Source organism: Sphingomonas sp. NIC1 (genome assembly GCF_001638925.1).
Taxonomy (GTDB): Bacteria; Pseudomonadota; Alphaproteobacteria; order Sphingomonadales; family Sphingomonadaceae; genus Sphingomonas; species Sphingomonas aquatilis.
Map to the genome: position 1 here is coordinate 833,080 of NZ_CP015521.1, position 20,968 is coordinate 854,047.

The 20,968-nt window shown below is 67.3% G+C and carries 17 protein-coding genes; 3 read left to right on the forward strand and 14 right to left on the reverse strand.

What is annotated here, in order from left to right:
* Positions 1-15: 15 nt before the first annotated feature.
* Entirely contained in the window at positions 16-1,824 is a 1,809-nt protein-coding gene (locus tag A7E77_RS04140) for a methyl-accepting chemotaxis protein (protein ID WP_063686075.1), read from the forward strand.
* A 5-nt stretch (positions 1,825-1,829) separates the two neighbouring features.
* Entirely contained in the window at positions 1,830-2,915 is a 1,086-nt protein-coding gene (locus A7E77_RS04145) for a DUF2332 domain-containing protein (RefSeq protein WP_063686077.1), read from the forward strand.
* Positions 2,916-2,987: 72 nt separating this feature from the next.
* Here A7E77_RS04145 and A7E77_RS04150 read toward each other — a convergent pair whose 3' ends face one another.
* The 14 genes from A7E77_RS04150 to A7E77_RS04210 all read right to left on the reverse strand — a co-directional run bounded on the left by A7E77_RS04150 (position 2,988) and on the right by A7E77_RS04210 (position 20,345).
* A complete protein-coding gene (locus A7E77_RS04150; RefSeq protein WP_063686079.1) occupies positions 2,988-4,691 on the reverse strand; it encodes a hypothetical protein in 1,704 nt (567 codons plus the stop codon).
* 44 nt (positions 4,692-4,735) lie between these two features.
* Positions 4,736-5,809, reverse strand: a complete 1,074-nt coding sequence (locus tag A7E77_RS04155; protein WP_063686080.1) for a protein-glutamate methylesterase/protein-glutamine glutaminase — start codon at positions 5,807-5,809, stop codon at positions 4,736-4,738.
* Between the two features lies 1 nt (position 5,810).
* A complete protein-coding gene (locus A7E77_RS04160) occupies positions 5,811-6,665 on the reverse strand; it encodes a CheR family methyltransferase (protein WP_063686089.1) in 855 nt (284 codons plus the stop codon).
* 104 nt (positions 6,666-6,769) lie between these two features.
* Complete coding sequence (locus tag A7E77_RS04165; RefSeq protein ID WP_063686091.1) at positions 6,770-7,249, reverse strand: chemotaxis protein CheW; 480 nt, start codon at positions 7,247-7,249, stop codon at positions 6,770-6,772.
* Positions 7,246-9,321: a methyl-accepting chemotaxis protein gene (locus A7E77_RS17245; protein ID WP_078462218.1), complete on the reverse strand. Its 2,076-nt coding sequence runs from the start codon at positions 9,319-9,321 to the stop codon at positions 7,246-7,248. Before A7E77_RS17245 ends, A7E77_RS04165 begins: the two co-directional genes overlap by 4 nt.
* 119 nt (positions 9,322-9,440) lie before the next feature.
* The gene (locus A7E77_RS04175) at positions 9,441-11,237 is read right to left on the reverse strand and encodes a methyl-accepting chemotaxis protein (protein WP_413243593.1); all 1,797 of its coding nucleotides are present in this window, start codon (positions 11,235-11,237) and stop codon (positions 9,441-9,443) included.
* Between the two features lie 41 nt (positions 11,238-11,278).
* Positions 11,279-11,800 carry a chemotaxis protein CheW gene (locus tag A7E77_RS04180; RefSeq protein ID WP_043059179.1) on the reverse strand — a complete coding sequence of 174 codons (522 nt, stop codon included), beginning with the start codon at positions 11,798-11,800 and terminating at the stop codon, positions 11,279-11,281.
* Positions 11,787-13,802 carry a chemotaxis protein CheA gene (locus A7E77_RS04185; RefSeq protein ID WP_063686095.1) on the reverse strand — a complete coding sequence of 672 codons (2,016 nt, stop codon included), beginning with the start codon at positions 13,800-13,802 and terminating at the stop codon, positions 11,787-11,789. The genes A7E77_RS04180 and A7E77_RS04185 overlap by 14 nt, the downstream gene beginning before the upstream one ends.
* The gene (locus tag A7E77_RS04190) at positions 13,799-14,167 is read right to left on the reverse strand and encodes a response regulator (protein ID WP_017979769.1); all 369 of its coding nucleotides are present in this window, start codon (positions 14,165-14,167) and stop codon (positions 13,799-13,801) included. The genes A7E77_RS04185 and A7E77_RS04190 overlap by 4 nt, the downstream gene beginning before the upstream one ends.
* Complete coding sequence (locus tag A7E77_RS04195; RefSeq protein ID WP_226341841.1) at positions 14,164-14,478, reverse strand: STAS domain-containing protein; 315 nt, start codon at positions 14,476-14,478, stop codon at positions 14,164-14,166. Before A7E77_RS04195 ends, A7E77_RS04190 begins: the two co-directional genes overlap by 4 nt.
* 240 nt (positions 14,479-14,718) lie before the next feature.
* Positions 14,719-17,208: a sulfite reductase flavoprotein subunit alpha gene (locus A7E77_RS04200; RefSeq protein ID WP_063686097.1), complete on the reverse strand. Its 2,490-nt coding sequence runs from the start codon at positions 17,206-17,208 to the stop codon at positions 14,719-14,721.
* 64 nt (positions 17,209-17,272) lie between these two features.
* Positions 17,273-17,458 carry a hypothetical protein gene (locus A7E77_RS17250; protein ID WP_078462219.1) on the reverse strand — a complete coding sequence of 62 codons (186 nt, stop codon included), beginning with the start codon at positions 17,456-17,458 and terminating at the stop codon, positions 17,273-17,275.
* A 57-nt stretch (positions 17,459-17,515) separates the two neighbouring features.
* Positions 17,516-17,770, reverse strand: coding sequence for a hypothetical protein (locus A7E77_RS04205; RefSeq protein ID WP_063686099.1), 255 nt, complete (start codon positions 17,768-17,770; stop codon positions 17,516-17,518).
* Positions 17,771-17,780: 10 nt separating this feature from the next.
* Positions 17,781-20,345, reverse strand: coding sequence for an ATP-binding protein (locus tag A7E77_RS04210; RefSeq protein ID WP_226341842.1), 2,565 nt, complete (start codon positions 20,343-20,345; stop codon positions 17,781-17,783).
* 196 nt (positions 20,346-20,541) lie between these two features.
* Between A7E77_RS04210 and A7E77_RS04215 the strand changes: the two genes are divergently transcribed.
* Positions 20,542-20,952 (forward strand): hypothetical protein, encoded by a 411-nt coding sequence (locus A7E77_RS04215; protein ID WP_063686103.1) that lies wholly within the window; start codon positions 20,542-20,544, stop codon positions 20,950-20,952.
* The last annotated feature ends 16 nt before the right edge of the window (positions 20,953-20,968 follow it).

The following is a 20,968-nucleotide window of genomic DNA, read 5'->3' on the forward strand; positions in this document are numbered from 1 at the left end:
GGACCCGTGGACATTATGAAGATACCGCGCAAACTGGGCCTGTCGTTCCTCACCATCATCGCGACCGCAGCGGTCGTGATGATGGTGCTCTTCGGCACGATCATGCTGATCAGGCAGTCGACGGATCGGAACAACTTCGCCCAGACGATCTATGCCAAGGCCTTGACGCTGGAGACGGCGATCCTCCGCCAGAACAGCCAGTTCCGCGGCTTTCTGGTGACGGGCGACGTCACCTACCTCAAGTCATACGAGGAAGCGCGCAGGGAGTTCGACGGGACCGCCGCAGAACTGGACACGCTGCTGACCGATCCGGTCAAGTTGCGCCAGCTCGACACGGCCCGTCGCGAAACGCTGAAATGGCGCCGCAACTGGGGCGACCGGCTGATCGGCTGGGTGAAGGCCGGGCACCGCGACGAAGCGCAGCAGGCGGTGCGGGACGCGGGCCCTGCGGTGCTCGTCAGCAAGATCGCCCTCCCCCTGCGCGATCTGCGCGCCGCGGAAACGCAGGACATCGATTCGGCTGCGGCCAGCCAGGAAAAGGCGATCCTGACCGCATTGATCGCGCTAGCGATCGGCGGCATCGCGCTGATCGGTGTGGCCATCACCCTGTCCGTCCTGCTCAGCCGCCAGATCGCGCGGCCGATCACGCTGCTGACCGATGCGATGGCGCAACTCGCCAGCGGACGGCATGACATCGTGGTCGAGGCGGACCGCACCGACGAACTGGGCGACATGGCGCGCGCGGTCGCCGTGTTCCGCGACACCGCCGCGGCCAAGGTGGCGGACGATGCCGACCGCGAGGCGGCGATGACCGCGATCGGCGGCGGCCTGCATCGCCTGTCGGACGCGGACCTCACCGTGCGCATCGCCGACGTGCCGCAGGCATTCCGCCTGCTGTCGGACGATTTCAACACCGCCACCGCCAGCCTGTCGCGCGTCCTGGGCGAGGTGCGCGGCAGCGTGCAGTCGATCAAGCACAATTCGGGCGAGATCAATCAGGCCGCGCTCGATCTGGCGCAGCGAACCGAACAGGAAGCCGCCGCCTTGCAGGAATCGGCCGCGGCGCTCGACGAGGTGACGAAGTCGATCCGCGAGGGCGCGGGGGCGGCGATCGGTGCCAGCTCTGCCATGGCGCAGGCCCGCACGGAGGCCGAACGCGGTGGCACGATCGTGCGGCAGGCGATCGACGCGATGCAGGGCATCGAACAGGCCAGCAACGAAATCGCGGCCATCATCAGCCTGATCGACGGCATCGCCTTCCAGACCAATCTGCTCGCGCTCAATGCCGGCGTCGAGGCCGCGCGGGCGGGTGAAGCCGGCAAGGGCTTCGCGGTCGTCGCGTCCGAAGTCCGTGCGCTCGCCCAGCGCTCGGCGGATGCCGCGACCGAGGTGAAGACGAAGGTGACGTCGGCCTCCACCCATATCCGCGCCGGTGTCGATTTGGTCGATCAGACCGGACAGGCCTTGTCGCGGATCATCGACAGCGTCGGTGCGGTCAGCGGTTCGATCGACTCGATCGCGCAATCGTCCGATCATCAGGCCAAGAGCCTGGGCCAGATCAACGTTGCGATCGGTGAGATGGACCAGATGACGCAGGAGAACGCCGCGATGGTCGAACAGACCTCCGCCGCGGCGCGCCAGCTGGTGGCGGAGGCGCAGCAGCTCGCCGCATCGGTCGCGACCTTCGAGATCGACGGTCAGGCCCCTGCCCCCGCTTCTGCCGATTACCGGCCGGCACGATCCCGTCCCGCGGCCGCGGCATCGCGCCCGACCGCCATTCCCGCGCCGCGCCGCGTCGCGAATGGCGACTGGGACGCGTTTTGATCGCAATGGCCGTGCGCCCCGGGCCCATGCACGGGGCGCCATTCCCCAACACGAACGATGACATCGATCCGGGCCCACTCGCCCGGCAGGCGATGGCCGTCCGCGAGATGGGGTCGCCGTTCGTCGCCGCAGTGCTCGCCGCGGGAGAGCGCCAGCTGTACCGCGCACCCCGCACCGCGGCCTTGATCGCCGACTGGCCGCGCGATGTCGCCGCCGACGCGCTGGCGATGCGGTTCAACGCTGCGCTGCATGCGCTGGCGCGGGCCGGCCACGACACGGCCCTCACCGATTTGTACCGGCGGCTGGACGGCGATTTCGATGCCGTGATCGGCGCGGCGATGCACGCTGCCGACGCGCATATCGCCGAATGGATGCGCACGCCGCCGCAGACCAACGAAGTCGGGCGCACCGCCGCGATCATGGCGGCGCTGATGACGCTGCGCAGCCGGTTCGACATGCCGTGCGAATTGCGCGAACTCGGCGCCAGCGCCGGGCTGAACCTCAATCTCGATCGCTATGCCTATGATCTGGGCGGCCATGTCGCCGGGAATCCGGCGTCGTCCGTCCGCGTCGCGCCTGCATGGCACGGCGCCGCGCCTCTCATCCGCCCCATCGCCGTGGCGTCCGCGCGCGGCGTCGATCTCAGCCCCCTCGACGTGACCGATGGCGCCGCCTGCGAACGGCTGATGGCCTTCATCTGGGCGGACGAGCCCGACCGCGCCGAACGCCTGGCGCAGGCACTGCGCATCGCGCGCGCGCACCCGCCCGTCGTCGATACGGGCGACATCACCCGATGGCTGCCGGCGATGCTCGCCGCACCGCAGGCCGCCGGTGTCTGCCGCACGATCGTCCATTCGATGGCGCTGCAATATCTGGACGCGACGGGTCATGCCGTCGTGGAACACGCCTTCGCTGAGGCGGGCGCGCAGGCCGATGCCGATCGCCCGCTGGCCCGCATCGGGTTCGAATGGACCGAGGCGCGCGACGCGGTCCATCTGTCCCTGACGACCTGGCCCGACGGGGTGACCCGTCATCTCGCCACCTGCCACGCTTATGGTGCGTGGATCGACTGGCACGACACAGGGGCCTGACGGCCCCTTTCCTGTATCCAGCCTCTGTAACGGACGCCCCGTGCCGCCATCGCGGACACGGGGCTTTCTTCGTCAGAACAATCCGTCGTCGTCGTCATCCTCCACGACGGCCGCCACGGCCGGCGCCGGCGCGAGGTGCGCGGGCAGATAGGCGGCGTGGACTTCGCGCTCCTGTGCCATCGTGTACAGCGCAGCGATACGCGGCAGCACATCGGCGAGGATCGCCGTCGCCGCCTCCGACGGGTCGCTCATCGCGGGCATCACGCCGAGCACGAGCGCCGCGTCGCGCATCTTGCCCCCCAGCGCCATTTCCGCGCCGATCTCATCGCCGACCGACGCCAGCATCTCGATGATCTGGCGGGCATCGTCACCGCCGACGCGCACCGCACCCTCGGTCCGCTGACACCCCTCGCGGATCACCGCGAGCGCATCGGACAGCTTGCTGCCCAGATCGCGATCGTCCGCCGCCGCGCGCTTTTCGACCAGCGTCGCGTTCACCGCGGCCAGCTCGTCGAGCGGCTGGCGGATTCCGCCCATCGCCTTGCCCAGCGACTGGGCGTGGACGTCCACCTCGCCCGCAACGACCGATACCGCCTTGCCGAGGTCGCCGTGCCGGCGGCACAGCAGCCGCGTATTGGTGGCGATGTCCTGCACGTCGAACTGCACGCGCTGCAACAGCGCCAGCCGCCCGGTCAGTTCGGACACCGTCTCGCCGATCATGCCCAGCATCGCGGTCGACCGCCGGTCGGCATCCTGTAGCTGCGCGGTGATCGATGCGACCTCGCCCACCGCCTTGTCGATCTCGGCGAGGAAGGGGCGGCCGTTGCTGCCCGCGTCGTTATCGATCAGGCCCAGCAGCGCGGTCGTGTCGGGGCTCAGCGCCCGCAGTGCATCGACCAGCAGGCGCGTGTCGCGGTCGAAATCGACCGCGCTGGCCTCCAGTTGCGCCGCGAGCATCGGATGGATGACCGCACAAACCTCCATGCGCACCATGGGATCGATGGAGGGGCCTGTGACCTCCAGCATCTGCAACGCGGACACGACATGCTCCAGGCGCTGGCGCGTGCTGTCGCCGACCTGCAACGCGCCCAGCATCGTCGCGACGCGCCCCTGCACCGTGCGGGCGATCGACGCCACCTGCTGCGCCATCGTGGCGGTCGTGCCGAGATGCGCGTGCAGCGCGGTGGCGTGACGCACCAGATTCTCCGGCACCGCGGGAACGACCTGTCGCGCCTCCTTGGTGACGAGGCGCCCCGCCTGCTGCACCGCGCCGACGCTGTCCTTCAGGTCCTTCAGCTTGGCGAGGAAGCCTTCCAGATGCTCCTCACCCGCCGCCAGCCGATGCCCCATGCTGTCGACGAAGCCGACGAAGGCGGGCTCGCCCGACGCCGCGATCTTGATATTCAGGCCGTAGATATGGAGCACGCGCAGCGCCTGTCGCATCTCCATGATGTGATCGCGCAGCATCCGCGCCGCGCCGCTCACCCGCACCATGTCGGTGTCGCGCTCCTGCTGCACCACGGGCAGATTGGCGAGATCGGCCGCGACCTCTTTCAGGTTGGTCACCGCGATCCCCGCGACGCTTTCGTCGAGCGCCCCCGTGACGCCGTCGATCGCGGAGATGATCCGATCGATTGTTTCTATGGCGCCTGCGAGCGTGGTCCCAGCGCGTACGAAATGCGCATCCATACCCGCCGCCATCAGCGCCAGCGTCCGTTGCAGATCGCCGACGCTCTGGTCCAAGGCGTGATCGGCCGTGATGGAGGTGTGAAGCATGGCCTATCCTTTGCGGGCGAGAAGAAAATGCGGAACAGGCGCGCTCATCGCGCCGTCGCCTGGAGCAGTTCGCGGGCGATATTGCCCAATGGTATGACCTTGTCGGCGGCGTTGCGGGCGATGGCTTCCTTGGGCATGCCAAACACGACGGAGGTTGCTTCGTCCTGGGCGAAAGTTCGCGCTCCTGCCTGCTTCATTTCCAGCAAACCGCGCGCGCCGTCGTCGCCCATGCCGGTCATGATGATGCCGACCGCATTGGACCCGGCATTGCGCGCCGCCGAGCGGAACAGCACGTCGACCGACGGGCGATGGCGCGACACCAAGGGTCCTTCCTTGACCGAGACGACATAGCGCGCGCCCTGTCGTTCGAGCAGCGTATGGCGCAGGCCGCCCGGCGCGATCAGCACGTGGCCGCGCATCACCGTGTCGCCATCCTCCGCCTCCTTGACGTCGACCTGGCACAGGCCGTTGAGCCGCTTGGCGAAGGCGCGGGTGAAGCTTTCGGGCATGTGCTGGACGATGACGATGCCCGGCGAATTGGCCGGCAACGCCTCCAGCACCTCACGCAGCGCCTCGGTGCCCCCCGTCGACGCGCCGATGCACACGACCATCTCCGTCGTACGGCTCATCGCGCGACCGGTGGGAGGCGGCAGTACCGCATCGGCGGTCAGCTTCTGCGCCGGCGACGCCGCCCGCACCTGGCGCCGCGCGCCGAGCCGCGCCTTGGCCGCGCCCTTCACCGTCTCGCGGATCATCAGCTTGGCTTCGTTGAGATGCTCGGCGACGCCCATGCGCGGCTTGAGGATGACGTCCACCGCCCCGGCTTCCAAAGCCTGCAGCAGCGTTTCCGACCCCTCCTCGACCAGCGAGGAGCACATGACGACCGGGATCGGGCGCTGGCTCATCAGCTTGCGCAGGAAGGTGACGCCATCCATCCGCGGCATTTCGACGTCCAGCGTGATGACGTCGGGCACCTCTTCCTGGATGTAGCGGGCGGCGGCGAAGGAATCGGCGGCGGCGGCGATCACCTGGATGTCGGGATCCTCGCCGAGGATCGCGGTCATGGCCTGGCGGACGCTGGCGCTGTCGTCGATGATGAGGACGCGGACGGGTTTCATATCAGCAGCGCTCGAATACGGTGTAGGATACGGTCTTCACGGGCAGATCCATGCCCGCGATCGATTCCGAATGGCCCAGGAACAGATAGCCGCCGGGGCGCAGGCAGTCGCACAATCGTCGGACCACCGCCTCCTGCGTCGGCTTGTCGAAGTAGATGAGCACGTTGCGGCAGAAGATGATGTCCATCGGCTCGCCGACGGGATAATGCGTGTCCATCAGGTTCAGTCGCGCAAAGCCGATCGCGGACCGCAGTTCGGGCGCGATCCGCACCTTGGCCGCCCGCCGGTCGGTCGAGGCGGCGACGTAGCGCTGACGCATCACCGACGGCACCGGATCGACCTGCTCGGCGGGATAGATGCCGCGCCGCGCGGTCTCCAGCACCTCTGTATCGATATCGGTCGCGAGGATGCCATATTCCATGCGGTTGGCTTCGGCGAAGCGATCCAGCACCATTGCCATCGTATAGGGCTCCGCCCCGGTCGAACAGGCCGCGCTCCACGTCCGGATCCGGCGCCGCCCCTGCGCGAGCATGGTCGGCAGCACCGTGCCCGCCAGAAAGTCGAAATGGCCGGGTTCGCGGAAGAAGTCGGTCTTGTTGGTCGTCACCGCGTTGATCAGATGATCGATCTCGCCATTGGCGGTCGGATCGGCGAGCAGCAGGTCGCAATAGGCGTTGAGCGTCGCCGTCCCCGTGTCGCGGACGCGGCGCCGCAGCCGCCCCTCCAGCATCGTCGCTTTGGTCCGGGGCATTTTGATGCCCGTTTCATCGTAGATCAGCGCGGCGAGACGGTTGAACCGGTCGGCGCTGAGGTGATCGAGATCGGACGGGGCAAGCGCTTTGGCGACAGCAGCCATGATGGTCGTTCCATCGACGGGAACCGGGGGTCCGGGCCGTCGTCAGTGAGGGAAAGGGGGGAGCCGCAGCGACCGCGGCTCCTCTTAGAAAGACCGACGCCGGGTCAGGCCGCGGCGGCGAGCGCGGTGGCGTCGATGTCGTCGCGGGAGAAGATCTCGGCGACGTTGATGACGACGACGAAGCCCTCGGGTTCGCGCACGACGCCCTCGATATAGTCCGAGCGCCAGCGCATGCCGATGTCGGGCGCCGATTCCAGCCGCTCTGCGGCGAAGGTGGTGACCGCGAGCACGCGATCGACCACCAGACCCAGCGACACGGTGCGGTCGGCGAGCGGCACGTCGACGATCAACACCCGCGTCGACAGCGTCGGCTCCGCAGGCGTGAGGCCCAGGCGCACGCGCAGATCGACCGTCGGCACCCCCTGCCCGCGCACGTCGGTCAGCCCGAGCAGCCAGCCGGGTCCGTTGGGGACCCGAAAGGCGGGGGCATAATCGAGGATTTCACGGACCAGCGTCACCGATACCGCGAACACCTCATCTCCCAGGCCGAAGGTAACGGCCTGCATCACAGTCGTGTCGCTCATGCTGCCTCTCCAAATTCCATGTCTTCGCTGTCCGGGCCGCCCTGTGTCAGGTCGAGGGCGAAGCCGCGGGCGCGAGCCTGCTGGTCGGTAATCGAATTGGCCTTGGGGCGCGGGGCCGGCGCAGCCTTCTTGGCGGGCGCCGCCTTGCGGGCCGGGGTGGCCTTGCGCTGCGCGGTGGCGGCGCGGGCGACCGGCGAGGCGCGATCCTCGACCCGGAAGAAGGCGATGCTCTGCTGCAGTTCCTCGGCCTGGGCCGCCAGCTCTTCCGAGGTGGACGAGATCTGCTCGGAGGCGCCGGCATTCTGCTGCGTCACCTGGTCGAGCTGCTGGATCGCCTGGTTGATCTGGCTCGCCCCGATGTCCTGCTCGCGGCACGCGGCGCTGATCTCTGTCACCAGTTCCGCGGTGCGGCGGATATCCGGGACGAGCTTGCCCAGCATGTCGCCCGCGTCGGCGGCGGCGCTCACCGTCTCCGACGAAACGGCGCTGATTTCAGCCGCCGCGGTCTGGCTGCGTTCCGCGAGCTTGCGCACTTCCGATGCGACCACCGCAAAGCCCTTGCCATGTTCGCCGGCACGGGCCGCCTCGACCGCGGCGTTGAGCGCGAGCAGGTCCGTCTGGCGGGCGATTTCCTGGACGATGCCGATCTTGTCGGCGATCGTGCGCATCGCGCCCACGGCGGCATTGACGGCAACGCCGCTTGCCTCGGCATCCATCGACGACTGACGCGCGATCTTTTCGGTCTGCGCCGCATTGTCGGCGTTCTGTTTGATGTTGGCCGCCATCTGCTCCATCGACGCCGAGGCTTCCTCGGCCGCAGCGGCCTGTTCGGTCGCGCCCTGCGAGACCTGTTCCGACGACGCCGACAGCTGCTGGCTGCCCGCCGCGACGTTATCCGCCGCCGCCGACGCGTCGCCGACGACGCTGCGCAGACGGTCCACCATCTCGACCAAGGCGACGCCCAGCGTGTCCTTGTCCGACAACGGCTGATGTTCGACGGTCAGGTCGCCCTTGGCGATGGTTTCGGCGAGCGACGCCGACTTGCGCAGGTTCTGCACCATCGGGGCGAACGCGAGGCCGAGCGTATCCTTGTCCGACAGCGGCTGTGCATCCACCGACAGGTCGCCGCGCGCGATCGTTTCGGCCAATACCGCGGACTGGCGCAGGTTCGTCACCATGCCGACCATCGCATGCCCCAGCGTGTCCTTGTCGGACAGTGGACGATGGTCGATCGTCAGATCGCCCTTGGCGATGGTTTCGGCGACGGTCGCGGTCGCGCTGAGGTTCGACACCATCTTGTTCAGCGCCTGCAATAGCTCGCCGACCTCATCGTTCGACGTGACCGAGGCGGTCGCGGAGACATCGCCTTCGGCGACCGCGCCGGCCAGAGCCGTTGCCTCGCCCAGATTGCGCTTGATCGCGCGGGTCACGACCATCGCCACCGCCGTCGCCGCGCCGATCGTCAGCAGCGTCACCAGCACCATCATCAACGATAGCAGATTGGACTGTTTGACGCCCGCGGCACGCAAATCGGCCGCAGCCTTCAGCTGGAAGTCCGACAGCTGCGAAATCTTCGACGTCGTCGGATCGATCGCCGGATACATGTCCTCGGTCGCGAACCGGGCAAGCGCCGCCGTGTCGTTGCGCGCGATGATGCTGCGAAGCTCCTGAACGGCACGATCGGACGTCAGCATCGACGTCTTCACGGCGTCGGCGATCACGTTCTCATTGGCGTCGCGCTGCGTGTTCATATAGGCCGACCATTGCTGGGCGATCTGCTGCTTCGCCTGGTCGATGTTCGACAGCGCTTCGGCGCTACTCAACCTGCCGGCGCGCAGCTTGTGCGTGGTGTCGACGATATTCACCGCATAGGCATCGGAAACCGACTTCAATTCCTGCAACGGTATGACGCGATCGTCGTAGATGCTGGTCATGGCATCGGTCAGTGCCGACATGCCATAATATCCGCCACCCCCGACGATGGCCCCGATGGCGGCGAGCGAAACGACCTGGGTGGTCAGTACCTTCGTTCCGATCGATCGGAATTTCCCCGGTACGGTGGCGTTCAGCATGGCAATTTTCCCTTTATTGTCGTGCTTGAAGAATAATCAGGTCCGATCCGGCCGCCTGGCGGTGATCGCGCCCCGTGAAACGAGGCGGACCCCGTCGGGCGGCCGGATCGCGCTGTGGATCAGGCAGCCTGACCGAAGTCGGCGTCCTCGCTGTCCGGGCCGCCCTGGGTCAGGTCGAGCGCGAAGCCGCGGGCGCGGGCCTGCTGGTCGGCGACCGAGTTGGCCTTGGGGCGGGGCGCAGGTGCCGCCTTCTTGGCGGGCGTCGCCTTGCGGACCGGGGTGGCCTTGCGCTGCGCGGTGGCGGCGCGGGCGATCGGCGAGGCGCGATCCTCGACCCGGAAGAAGGCGATGCTCTGCTGCAGTTCCTCGGCCTGGGCCGCCAGCTCTTCCGAAGTGGACGAGATCTGCTCGGATGCGCCGGCATTCTGCTGCGTCACCTGGTCGAGCTGCTGGATCGCCTGGTTGATCTGGCTGGCACCGATATCCTGCTCACGGCACGCCGCGCTGATTTCGGACACCAGTTCCGCGGTGCGGCGGATATCCGGGACCAGCTTGCCCAGCATCTCGCCCGCATCGGCCGCGGCCTTCACCGTCTCGGTCGACACCGAGCTGATTTCGGCCGCCGCGGTCTGGCTACGCTCGGCGAGCTTGCGCACTTCCGATGCGACCACCGCAAAGCCCTTGCCATGTTCGCCGGCGCGGGCCGCCTCGACCGCCGCATTCAGCGCCAGCAGGTCGGTCTGGCGGGCGATTTCCTGGACGATGCCGATCTTGTCGGCGATCGTGCGCATCGCGCCCACCGCACGGTCGACCGCCACGCCGCTCGCTTCGGCGTCCTTCGACGACTGGCGCGCGATCTTTTCGGTCTGCGCCGCATTGTCGGCGTTCTGCTTGATGTTGGCCGCCATCTGCTCCATCGATGCCGAGGCTTCCTCGGCCGCAGCGGCCTGTTCGGTCGCGCCCTGCGAGACCTGTTCCGACGACGCCGACAGCTGCTGGCTGCCCGCCGCGACGTTATCCGCCGCCGCCGAAGCATCGCCCACGACGTTGCGCAGACGTTCGATCATCGACACCAGCGCCAGACCCAGGCCGTCCTTGTCCGACAGCGGCTGGTGGTTGACGGTGAGGTTGCCGCCGGCGATCTCGGTCGCCAGCGTTGCGCTCTTGCGCAGGTTGGCGGTCATACCGTTGACGGTGTTGACCAGGTCCTTGATCTCGTCGTTGGTGTTGACCTTGACCTCCTGGTCGAGGTCGCCGATCGCCACCGCGTCCAGCGCGACGCCGATCCGCTTCAGGCCGTTCGACACGAGCAACGAGATCCAGATGGCACCCGCCACAGCGATGATCGTGGCGATCGCCGCGACGATGATCAGCATCGTCCGCGATTCCGCATACAGAGCATTGGTGTCCTGATCCGCCTGATGCATCTGGTCCTGCTGGATCGACACGAGTTGGTCGATCGTCGCGGTCAGATCACCTGCCACCTTACGCGACTCGGTGATCGACAAGGCGCCGGCCTCGGCGTTCTTATTGGCAAGGCCCAGAGCACGGACGCGATCGTTGATCGGCTTGAACGCTTCCCACTGGCTCTGCACCTTCAGCCACGAAGGCTTCCCCTGCTCGCTAGCCGTGGCCAGGCCTTCCGCCACAAGGCCATCGACCTTCTTGCGATGTTCGTTGATCTGCCCGTCGAAGGTCCGCGTAAGCGCGTCATCATTGGTCAGCGCCATGTTCTTTTCGTAGCGCAGCACTAAATTGATTTCGGTCGCGATCTGCTGGGCGACACTCAGACGATGGGCCGGGCCGGAAATGACTTCGGAGATACCCTCGTTGAGGCTGGCCATCCGCGTGACGCCAACGGTCACGACGGCGATCAGGGCCAAGATCAGGACTCCGAATGTCGCCCCCAGTTTCATTTTAATCGTAGCACGCATGTGTTGGGTCCCCCCCGTTGAAATCAGTGGATGGCGCGCGCCGCGGCATCGCCGTGCGCGAGGTTCAGGAAAATCGCTTCGAGATCGGGCAGCACGACGATGTCGTCGCCCTCGTGCCGGATCAGTGCGCGCACCAGATCCCGGCGCCAGCGCAGCCCCACGACGGGTGCGTCCTCGCTGGTATTCGCGTGGAACGTCGCGACCTCATGCACCTTGTCGGTACGCAGGCCGATCAACGTCGCCTCCCCATCGAGATCGAGTTCGATCACGACGATGCGGCTGTCGAGCGTCGCGCCGGTGACGGGCATGCCGAAGGCGAGACGCAGGTCGGCGAGCGGAATGATCCGCCCACGGAAGTTGAGGACATGCGCGACCAGCGGTGGCGCCCCCGGCACCGTGGTTTCGGGCATCATGTCCAGGATCTCGCGGACCAGCACCGCCTCGAGCGCGAAGCTCTGGCCGCCGAGATCGAACACCAGCACTTCGAGCTGGCCGTCATCGGTCCATGGTATGGCCGTGGATCGGCGCGATTCATCCGGCTGCACGCAGGCTCTCCTCTTGGGGTTGGCCCGCGGCGACGAGCTGGGCGATGTCGAGGATCAGTGCGACCTCGCCATCTCCGAGGATCGTCGCGCCGGCGAAGGTGGATACGCCGCGATGCAGCGGCGACATGGGCTTGATGACGGTCTGGTGGTTGCCGATGATCTGATCGACCACCAGCCCGACGCGGCCCTGCCCCGTGGCGACCACGACGATCTTCTGATAGGGATCGGGCTTCGTGCCGCTGGCGAACAGTTCGCGCAGGCGTAGGAACGGCACCAGCTTTTCGCGCAGCGTGATGAGGCTGCGGCCGCGATGGCGCATATCGTCCTCAAGGCTCAGCTCCAGGCATTCCTCGACCGCGGTCAGCGGAATGACGTAGCGGCTGGCGCCGACGCGGACGAGCAGGCCATCGATGATGGCAAGCGTCAGCGGGATGCGTAGGGAGATCGTCGATCCCTGCCCGTCGACCGACTGGATGTCGATCGTGCCGCGCAGCCCCTCGATCGTGCGCTTCACCACATCCATGCCGACGCCGCGGCCCGACAGGTTGGTGATCTGCGCCGCGGTCGAGAAGCCGGGCGCGAAGATCAGCTGCAGCAGCTCCTGGTCGGACAGCACCTGATCGGGCTGGATCAGGCCGTTCGCCTCCGCCTTGGCACGGACGCGGGCGCGATCGATGCCGCGGCCGTCGTCGCGAATGGTGATCACCACCTCGCCGCCGCTCTGATGCGCGCCGAGGCGAACGGTGCCCGCCTCCGGCTTGCCTGCGGCGACGCGCTGTTCGGCGTTTTCCAGGCCATGGTCGCAGCTGTTGCGGACCAAATGGACCATCGGATCGAACAGGCGCTCGATGACGGTCTTGTCGACCTCGGTCGCCTCGCCTTCGGTGACCAGAACGATAGTCTTGCCCGTGTCGCGCGCCAGATCGTGGATCAGGCGACGGAAACGGCCGAACAGGCTGGCGACCGGCACCATGCGCAGCACCATCATCGTGTCGCGGAGTTCGCCGGCCAGCCGCTCGATCTCTTCGGAGACGGAGCGGAGCACGAGGTCATGGCCATGATGCGCAAGCTGCGACAGGCGGCTTTGCGCGATGACCAGCTCGCCGACGCGATCCATCAGCGAATCCAGCCGTGCGGCGGGAACGCGGACGCTTTCGTCGGCCTTCACCGGCGTGCGCGCGGTCGCGGCATCGTTGGCGGCGGCGGGCGGCGCGGCGGACGGCGCCACTGCCGCCTCCACGACCGCTGCCGGGGCAGCCTCTTCCACCGCAGCCGGCTCGGCCGGATCGGCGATCGGCGTGACCGTCAGTTCCATGTCGTCCATCACGAAGATGAAGACATCGTCGATCGCATCGCGGCTGACGTCGCCCATCAGCGTGACGTCCCAACCGATGTGGCAGTGCGTCGGATTGAGCTCCGGCAGCGGCGGCACCTGATCGGTCAGCGCGACGACGGTGCAGCTGCCCAGCTCGCGCAATTCGTCGAGCAGCATCAGCGGGTTGGTGCCATTCGCCATCGAATCGGGCGGCAAGCGGAAGCGGATGTTCCAGCCGGCGACCTGTGCGACGGCGTCGGTTGCCGGAGCGGGCGCCGCCGGGGCCGCATCCTTCGCCGGGGCCGCGGCACCGCCGGAGGCGGCGTCCACCGCCTCTTGCAGCGACGCCAGGATCGCGGCGCCTTCGCTTTCGGAGGCATTGCCCTCCACCAGCCCGCGCATATGGTCCTGTGCCGACAGGATCACGCCGACCAGCGCGGGCGTCGCAGGCACCTGGCCCTTGCGGACGCGATCGAAGGCGGTTTCACAATGGTGGGTGAAGCCGGCAAGCGCATCGAAGCCGAACATCGCGCCCGAGCCCTTCAGCGTGTGCAGGCCGCGGAACACCGCATTAACGAGGTCCATGTCGCCGAGCCGGTGGGTGAGATCGAGCAGCCCCTGTTCGACCTGGTCGAGCAGCTCGCCCGCCTCCACGCGGAAGGCGGCGATCGGATCGTCGGCGCTCACTGCCCCAGCACCTTGCGGGCGACCTTCACCAGCTGGTCGGGCACGAACGGCTTGACCAGCCATCCGGTGGCACCGGCCGCCTTGGCCTGGTTCTTCATTTCGGGATCGGATTCGGTGGTCAGGAAGATGATCGGCACACCCGCCTGCGACGGATTCTTGCGGATTTCCTTGATCATCGTCAGCCCATCCATGTTGGGCATGTTGAGATCGGTGACGATCATGTCGAAGCGGGTCGCATTGGCCTTCGTCAGACCATCGACGCCATCGGACGCTTCGGTGACGGTATAGCCCGCGCCGGTCAGTGCGATGCGGATCGCCATGCGCAGGCTGGCGGAATCATCGACGGCAAGAATGGAAGCGCTCATTGTGGCAGGTCTCCGTGGAACCAGAAATCGAGATCGTCGGGCGTCATCGCGTCGGTAAAGCCGGCGCGGCCCAGCAACGCCGCAAGCGGACCGGCGGCCGGCGCCGACAGGCGGACGCTGCCGCCACCGACACGCGCCTGCGCACGGGCGCTTTCGACGAGTTGCAAAAGGCTGAGATCGGGTGCTGCGACCTGCGACAGGTCGAGCGTCAGCGGGCCTTCGCCTCCCTGCTGGCACTGCCCGATCGTCAGGGCGAAGTCGTGTATCGACGCCATCGTCAGCGACGATGGCGCAGTTGGGATGCTAGTCATGTCGGTGCCCCCTTGGCTGATTAGGCCAATTAGGACTTAACGGTTAATGTCCATTTAAGACTGAGTGGCCGGCGGCAATTCGACGAAGTAAAAAAATCGTCCCGCAAAGGCTTTTCTACTCAAAATGGCGCTTTAAGGTAATGCTCGCTGTCATACCTCAGTAAACCGAGCGCCGAATGAGGTTTTCAACCTATAGATCGGGTTGGATTTTATTTAGTCAGTATAACGGGTTGATACAGATCAATAGATGTCCCGCCGATACCGGTCTGTTTCCAGCATCATTTCCAGGCACGTTTCGCCAAGTATCGACGCCAACGCGTTATGGACGTCGCCCGCCATGCCCTGAAGGCTGCCGCAGACGTAGATCGCCGCGCCGTCCGCCACCGCCTGGGCGATGATTCCGGCCTGCGCCGTCAGCGCATCCTGAACGTAGCGGGGGCCGCTGCCCAGGCGGGACCATGCGACATGCTCCGCCGTCAGCGTATTGCTGTCGCGCAGCGCGGCACGCTCCCCGGCATGATAATCGTCCTGCGCCGGGTGGCGCTCGCCCCAGAACAGCCACACCGGACCGCCGCCGGTCGCATGCCGGTGGCGTGCGTGCGCGAGCAATCCGGCAAGGCCCGTGCCGTTCCCGATCAGGATCAGCGGCGTCGCTTCCGCCTGCGGCGCATGAAACGCCGGGTTGCTGCGGACGCGCGCGCGTACGATGCCCCCGATCGGCGCGCCCTGCGTCAGCCAACCCGATCCCAGCCCCGGCAGTCCGTCCGCGGCAAGACAGTGGCGCACGATGAGCTCGACGCGGCCCGACGGCGCGATCGAGGCGATCGAATAGTCGCGATGCGCCAGCGGCGGCAGCGATTCGGGATCGAGGACGCCTGCATCGCTATCCGGCAGGATCCGGGTCGCGAGCCATGCGCGCAGGCCGGGCGTATCGTCCCAGCCCATGCGCTGCAGAACGGCCTCGACCCGCCGCGGGTCGTGCTGCGGCAGAATTTCGACGATATCCCCCGCCGCCCAGTCGGCCGGCGCATCCATGGGTTCGAGGGCGACATGCCATGTCGCGCCGCCGCTGCTGCCCGGATTGAGCAGGCGCCGCTCGATCAACCGCCAGTCGCCCATCGGCGCCGGTGCCCAGTCAGGCTGATCGGTGCGCGCGCCGAGCGCGCCGAGCTGCTGCTGCCACTGGCGTTGCGCGTCGGCTGCGTCACCGTCCATCTCGATACAATCGAACAGCCGCGTCGCACCGCCCGCGTGTAGCCAGCGATCGATGCGATGACCGAAGGCGCAGAAATCGGGATATTCGCGATCGCCAAGCGCCAGCACCGCATAATTGAGGTGCGACAGGTCGCCGGAGCCCTGAGTAAGACGCCGGGCGAAGGCGCGCGCCGTGTCGGGGGGCTCGCCCTCGCCATAAGTGCTGGCGACCACGAAGAGGCGCGAGGCGCGGGCCAGCGCCGCCTCGTCCAGCGCCGACAGCGGCAAGGCGACCGCATCGGGCAAGGCCTGCGCAGTCAGGCGCGCGATCCGTTCGGCCGTGCCGGTCTGCGACGCATACGCGACCAGCGTCCGGGCATCGTCCGGCACGATCGTGGGCGAATCGTCCGCCATCACGTCCGCGAGCGCGGCCTTGCGACGGCGCCGCGCCAGATAGAGCAGGAAGCCGGTGATCGTGAACAGCGGCATCGTCAGACTGGCGAGCGTCATCGCCAGCCGGCCCGCCAGACCGAAATACGCGCCGCGATGGATCTCGTAGATGCCGAAGACGATGTCCTGCCCCCAGCTCCGCTGCGCATAGGGGGTGTAGGTGGTCACCCTGTTCGTGCGCGCGTCGATCGTCACCTCATCCGACACGCGGTCATGCCGCGCATCGGGCAGTTTCGCGCGGAATTCGATCTTGCCCTCGCGCGCGGTCGCCGTGACCGCCGCATAGGATCGGCCCGCCGTGGCGCGGTCGAACGCCGTCCAGGCGGCGCGCCAGTCGACGGGCGCATCGGCCTTGCCCTTACCCTTGCGCTCTGCCGCGGCGCCCACTTTGCCGCCGGGCTGTTCAGCGACAAGCAGATGCCGCACACCGGTGCGATACCAGTCGTACGACCACCATAAGCCTGTGCTGGCGCTGATCAGGTAGAACAGCACTACCCATCCCCCGACGACGGCATGGAGCGCGCGGTACAGGTTGCGCCCGATGCGCCGCAGGTCGAGCACGAACCAGTTGCGCCAGTCGAGCGGGCGACGCGGCCAGCGCAGATACAGGCCGGATAGCGCGAAGAAGATCAGCGCCAGCGCCGAAAAGCCCGTGATCTGCCGCCCGATTCCTTTGCCGCCGCCGGGCAGCGCGAGCCAGCGGTGCAGATTCTCCACCGTGTCCAGAACGGCTTCGCCACGCGGCGTGCCCAGCACCCGCCCCGTCACGGGATCAAGATAGGTGACGTGACGTGTCTTCGACGGTCCCGTCATATAGCTCGCCATCGCCGCGCGGGTGGGATCGCGCTCGACCACCAGCCGGCCGATCCGGGCATCGGGCCGTTGCGCCTGAAACCGGGCGACGAGGTCCGGCGCGGACAGACGCGGTCCGGGCTGCGGCGTGACGGTGACGATGCCAGGGTTGATCGCCGCGATGATCTCCGGCGAAAAGCTGATCATCGCGCCGGTCACGCCCATGACCGCCAGCACCAGGCCCGCAGTGATCCCCAGGAACCAGTGGATCTGAAACAGGATCCTGCGCGTCATCCGGCTCTTTCGTTCCGCTGTTGTTATTGCGATTTAGTTGCGTTAGCGGGCGCATCCTCAGGGGTCAATGACGCAGCGGTGTTGCGCGACTATGCCGGTGAGGGCTCAAGCGCAGGCGCTCGAAATGGCCGCGCGGGCGCAAGATATCGGAATTGCGGGTGAACATGCCGCCCGTCAGTCGATCCACATCGACGACGACCGCGTGCTCGATTGGCAGATCGCGGTCTTCCGAAGCGATGGCAGTCCCCACGCTCCCCCCGCGCCGACGCTGACGCCTGGCGGGGGACGCATTTTCGATCCGCCACCGTCAGCTTTCGACGAGTTCGACGACCTCGAAATCGTAGCGGGTCCAGCCGCGGTGTCGGGCGGCGTCGGCCGTGGCGGCGCGCTTGCCGTTTGCCTCGCGCAGCGAATTGCTATGGCCCCAGAACACTTCGGTGCCGCCAGCCTCGGTCACCGCGACGATCCGCCAATAATGGGTGAAGGGCGCGGCGGTCGGCCCGATCGTCTTCACATAGCCATCGGACAGAGTGGCGGTCAGCAGCCGCTTGCGCTTTGCCATGGCGCGTGGCTCAGGCGGCGGTAGCCGGCAGCACGACGGATGCCGGCGCCGACGCCAGGCTGGCGGCCAGCTCGGCATTGCGGAACGGCTTCGTCAGACGCGGGATGTCGGGGTCGATCCCCTCCTCCTCCGCATAGCCCGACACGATCAGCACGGGCAGACCGGGTCGCAACCGGCGGATTTCGCGCGCCAGCTGGGCGCCGCTCATCCCGGGCATCAGATGGTCCGACACCAGCACGGCCGGCTCCAGCCCGTTAAGGATCAGCCGCAGCCCCTCTTCCGCCGACGACGCCTCGACCACGTCGTAACCGAGATCGGCGAGCATGTCGGCGGTGCTCATCCGCACCAAGTCCTCGTCGTCGATCAGCAGCGCGATGCCGAGGCGCTTGACGACGTGCGTCACCTCAATCGGCGGCTCTTCGTCGAGCGCTGCGGTGGCGCTGATCGGCAGCCACAGGCTGATCGTCGTGCCCGCGCCCGGCGCACTCTCGATCGTCAGGCCGCCACCGAGTTGCGCGGCCAGGCCATGCACCATCGACAATCCCAGCCCGGTGCCCTTGCCGACGCCCTTGGTGGAAAAGAACGGCTCGATCGCGCGGCGCAGCGTGTCGGCATCCATGCCGACGCCGGTATCGCTGACGCTCAGCCGCACGTAATGGCCGCGCGGCAGCGCACGATCGTCGAGCGCCGCCACGCTTTCGCGCCGTGCGCTGATCCTGAGTTCGCCGCCGTCGGGCATGGCGTCGCGCGCGTTGACCGCCAGGTTGAGCAGCGCCATTTCCAGCTGGTTGAGATCGGCGCGGGCGGGCGGCAGATCGGACAGGTCGACCCGCACGTCGATCATCGGGCCCAGCGTTGCCGCCATCAGACCCGCCATATTCTCGACCACGCGCTCGACATCGATCGCGGTCACCTGCAACGGCTGGCGCCGCGCGAAGGCGAGCAGGCGCTGCACGAGCGTTTTGGCGCGCTCTGCCGATTGCAGCGCGCCCTCGATCAGCCGTTGTTCGCGCTCGGTGCCGACGCCCTTGCGCACCAGCAGGTCAAGCGAACCGATGATCGGGGTAAGCAGATTGTTGAAATCGTGGGCGACGCCGCCGGTCAGGCTGCCCATCGCCTCCATCTTCTGGCTTTGCCGCAACGCCTCGCGCGCGGTTTCCAGATCCGCCTCGCGCGCCTTGGCATCGCTGAGATCACGGCCGATCGCGACGAAATTGACACCGTCCGCTTCGGGCGAGACGGTCCACTCGATATGCTTCCAACCCCCGTCGCGCGTGGCGATCCGATTTTCGAACCGGGCCGGGCGACGCGTTTGCTCCATGTCGGCGATCGCGGCCGTCGTGTGCGCCACGTCCTCGGGGTTCATGATGCTGATGTAGCTGCGGCTGAGCAGCTCCGCTTCGCTCCAGCCCAGCACCTGCGTCCAGGCCGGGCTGACGGCGGACATCATCCCCACATAATCGGCGCGCGCCAGCATGTCCTGCGATAGCGTCCACAACCGGTCACGCTCGGCGACGCGCGCGGCGACCTGTTCCTCCAGCGTTTCGTTGAGCTGGCGCAGCCCCTCCTCGGCGCGGGCCCGCTCGATCGCGGTCTTGACGCGTTCGGCAACGTCCTGGACCAGCGCGATCTCCGCTGCCGTCCAGACCCGCGGCGTCGCCGACTGCGCGGCCAGCACGCCGACATATTCGGTCTCGTCGAACACCACGACGTCGATGAAGGCGGCGACCCGGCGCTCCGCCAGTCCGGCGCGCGCATCCAGGCTCAGCCGCTCGTCGCCGGGAATGTCGCAGGCGACGATCGGCTGCCCCGAACGATAGGCCTTGAGCAAGTCCGGCCCGAAGGATTCGAGCGAATGAAGGCCGGCGATCGAGGGCACGCCCCGACAATAATCGCGGGGCACCGTCATCCAGCCGCTATCGGCGATTTCGGCGTAGAAGGTGCGATCGGCGTCCAGCCATTCGGCCAGCCGTTCGGAGGCGAGCGCGTTGATCGCTTCCCGCGTGCTCAGCCCGCGCAGCGCATCGGACAACGACAGCAGAAAGGCGGTACGCCGCTGGGCCGCAACGCGTTCGGTCGTTTCCGCCAGGACGCAGATGACGCCGCCCGGCGCGCCGCTTTCGTCGAGCACCGGCGAATAATCGAGGTCCATCCACACGCGCTCGGGCGAACCGTGACGATAGAGCGTCAGCTTCTGGTCATGATAATGCAGCGTTCCGCCCGACAGGCAGACGCGCATGACATTGTCGTTGAAGTCGGCGACCTCCGGCCAGCCCTCGCGGACCTTCGACCCCAGCAGCTGCGGATGCCGGCCGCCGGCAAAAACCGAATAGGCGTCATTGTACAGCATGACGCCGTCTTCGCCCCACAGCATCACGATCGGCACCGGCGAGCGGAGCAGCAATGCCGTCGCCGTGCGCAGGCTTTGCGGCCAGTCGCCAATCGGTCCCAGCGGCGTCGCCGACCAGTCACGCTCCCCAATCAGCACGCCGCATGCCCCTCCGCCGGTCAGGAAATCCTGTCCGGTCGCGCGGTTAGGGGCCTGATCGACGTCCGCCATGGAGTAGTAGCTCATTCTACATGGGGTAACGCACCACCCCGAATGTCGGGTCATTGCGTCGCCGCCTTCTTTTTTCCCTAGACCAATATCGACACACTGCAAAGTGGGCGCCCTGTGAACGCCCATCGACGCCGGACCGCCCATTACCTGATCCCCCACGACTCGTCACCGGTCAGGCTCGGTTCAGCCTGTTCGTGATAGGGTCTGAAGCATGAAAAAGCCCCTGCTCCTCGTCGGCGTCGCCCTCGCGCTGACCACCGCCGCGGCCACCGCCGCCAAGCCGCAACCCACGCCGGACCAGCAATTGCAGACCGCGCTTGCCGGACGCGTCGCCGGCAAACCGACGAGCTGCATCAACCTCGCCAGCGTCACCTCGACCCGCATCATCGACGGCAAGGCGATCCTGTATCGCGTCGGCGGACGCCTCTACCTCAACGAACCGCGATCGGGTGCGCCGTCGCTGCGCGACGACGACATTCTGGTGACCAACACCATCGGATCGCAATTGTGCAGCATCGACACGGTCCGCCTGGTCGACCGTGCCTCGCAATTCCCGCGCGGCTTCGTCTCGCTGGGCGATTTCGTCCCCTATACGATGCCCGCCAAGGACAACCTGCGCTGATGGCATCGAGGGGCAT

Bases quoted from the DNA above. Each gene is read 5' to 3' on its own strand.
- A7E77_RS04205 (WP_063686099.1), bottom strand. From the start codon at position 17,770: ATGGCAAAGCGCAAGCGGCTGCTGACCGCCACTCTGTCCGATGGCTAT.
- A7E77_RS04140 (WP_063686075.1), top strand. From the start codon at position 16: ATGAAGATACCGCGCAAACTGGGCCTGTCGTTCCTCACCATCATCGCG.
- A7E77_RS04200 (WP_063686097.1), bottom strand. From the start codon at position 17,208: ATGACGCGCAGGATCCTGTTTCAGATCCACTGGTTCCTGGGGATCACT.
- A7E77_RS17245 (WP_078462218.1), bottom strand. From the start codon at position 9,321: ATGCTGAACGCCACCGTACCGGGGAAATTCCGATCGATCGGAACGAAG.
- A7E77_RS04210 (WP_226341842.1), bottom strand. From the start codon at position 20,345: ATGAGCTACTACTCCATGGCGGACGTCGATCAGGCCCCTAACCGCGCG.
- A7E77_RS04145 (WP_063686077.1), top strand. From the start codon at position 1,830: ATGGCCGTGCGCCCCGGGCCCATGCACGGGGCGCCATTCCCCAACACG.
- A7E77_RS04190 (WP_017979769.1), bottom strand. From the start codon at position 14,167: ATGAGCGCTTCCATTCTTGCCGTCGATGATTCCGCCAGCCTGCGCATG.
- A7E77_RS04150 (WP_063686079.1), bottom strand. From the start codon at position 4,691: ATGCTTCACACCTCCATCACGGCCGATCACGCCTTGGACCAGAGCGTC.
- A7E77_RS04215 (WP_063686103.1), top strand. From the start codon at position 20,542: ATGAAAAAGCCCCTGCTCCTCGTCGGCGTCGCCCTCGCGCTGACCACC.
- A7E77_RS04195 (WP_226341841.1), bottom strand. From the start codon at position 14,478: ATGACTAGCATCCCAACTGCGCCATCGTCGCTGACGATGGCGTCGATA.
- A7E77_RS04165 (WP_063686091.1), bottom strand. From the start codon at position 7,249: ATGAGCGACACGACTGTGATGCAGGCCGTTACCTTCGGCCTGGGAGAT.
- A7E77_RS04155 (WP_063686080.1), bottom strand. From the start codon at position 5,809: ATGAAACCCGTCCGCGTCCTCATCATCGACGACAGCGCCAGCGTCCGC.
- A7E77_RS04160 (WP_063686089.1), bottom strand. From the start codon at position 6,665: ATGGCTGCTGTCGCCAAAGCGCTTGCCCCGTCCGATCTCGATCACCTC.
- A7E77_RS04175 (WP_413243593.1), bottom strand. From the start codon at position 11,237: ATGAAACTGGGGGCGACATTCGGAGTCCTGATCTTGGCCCTGATCGCC.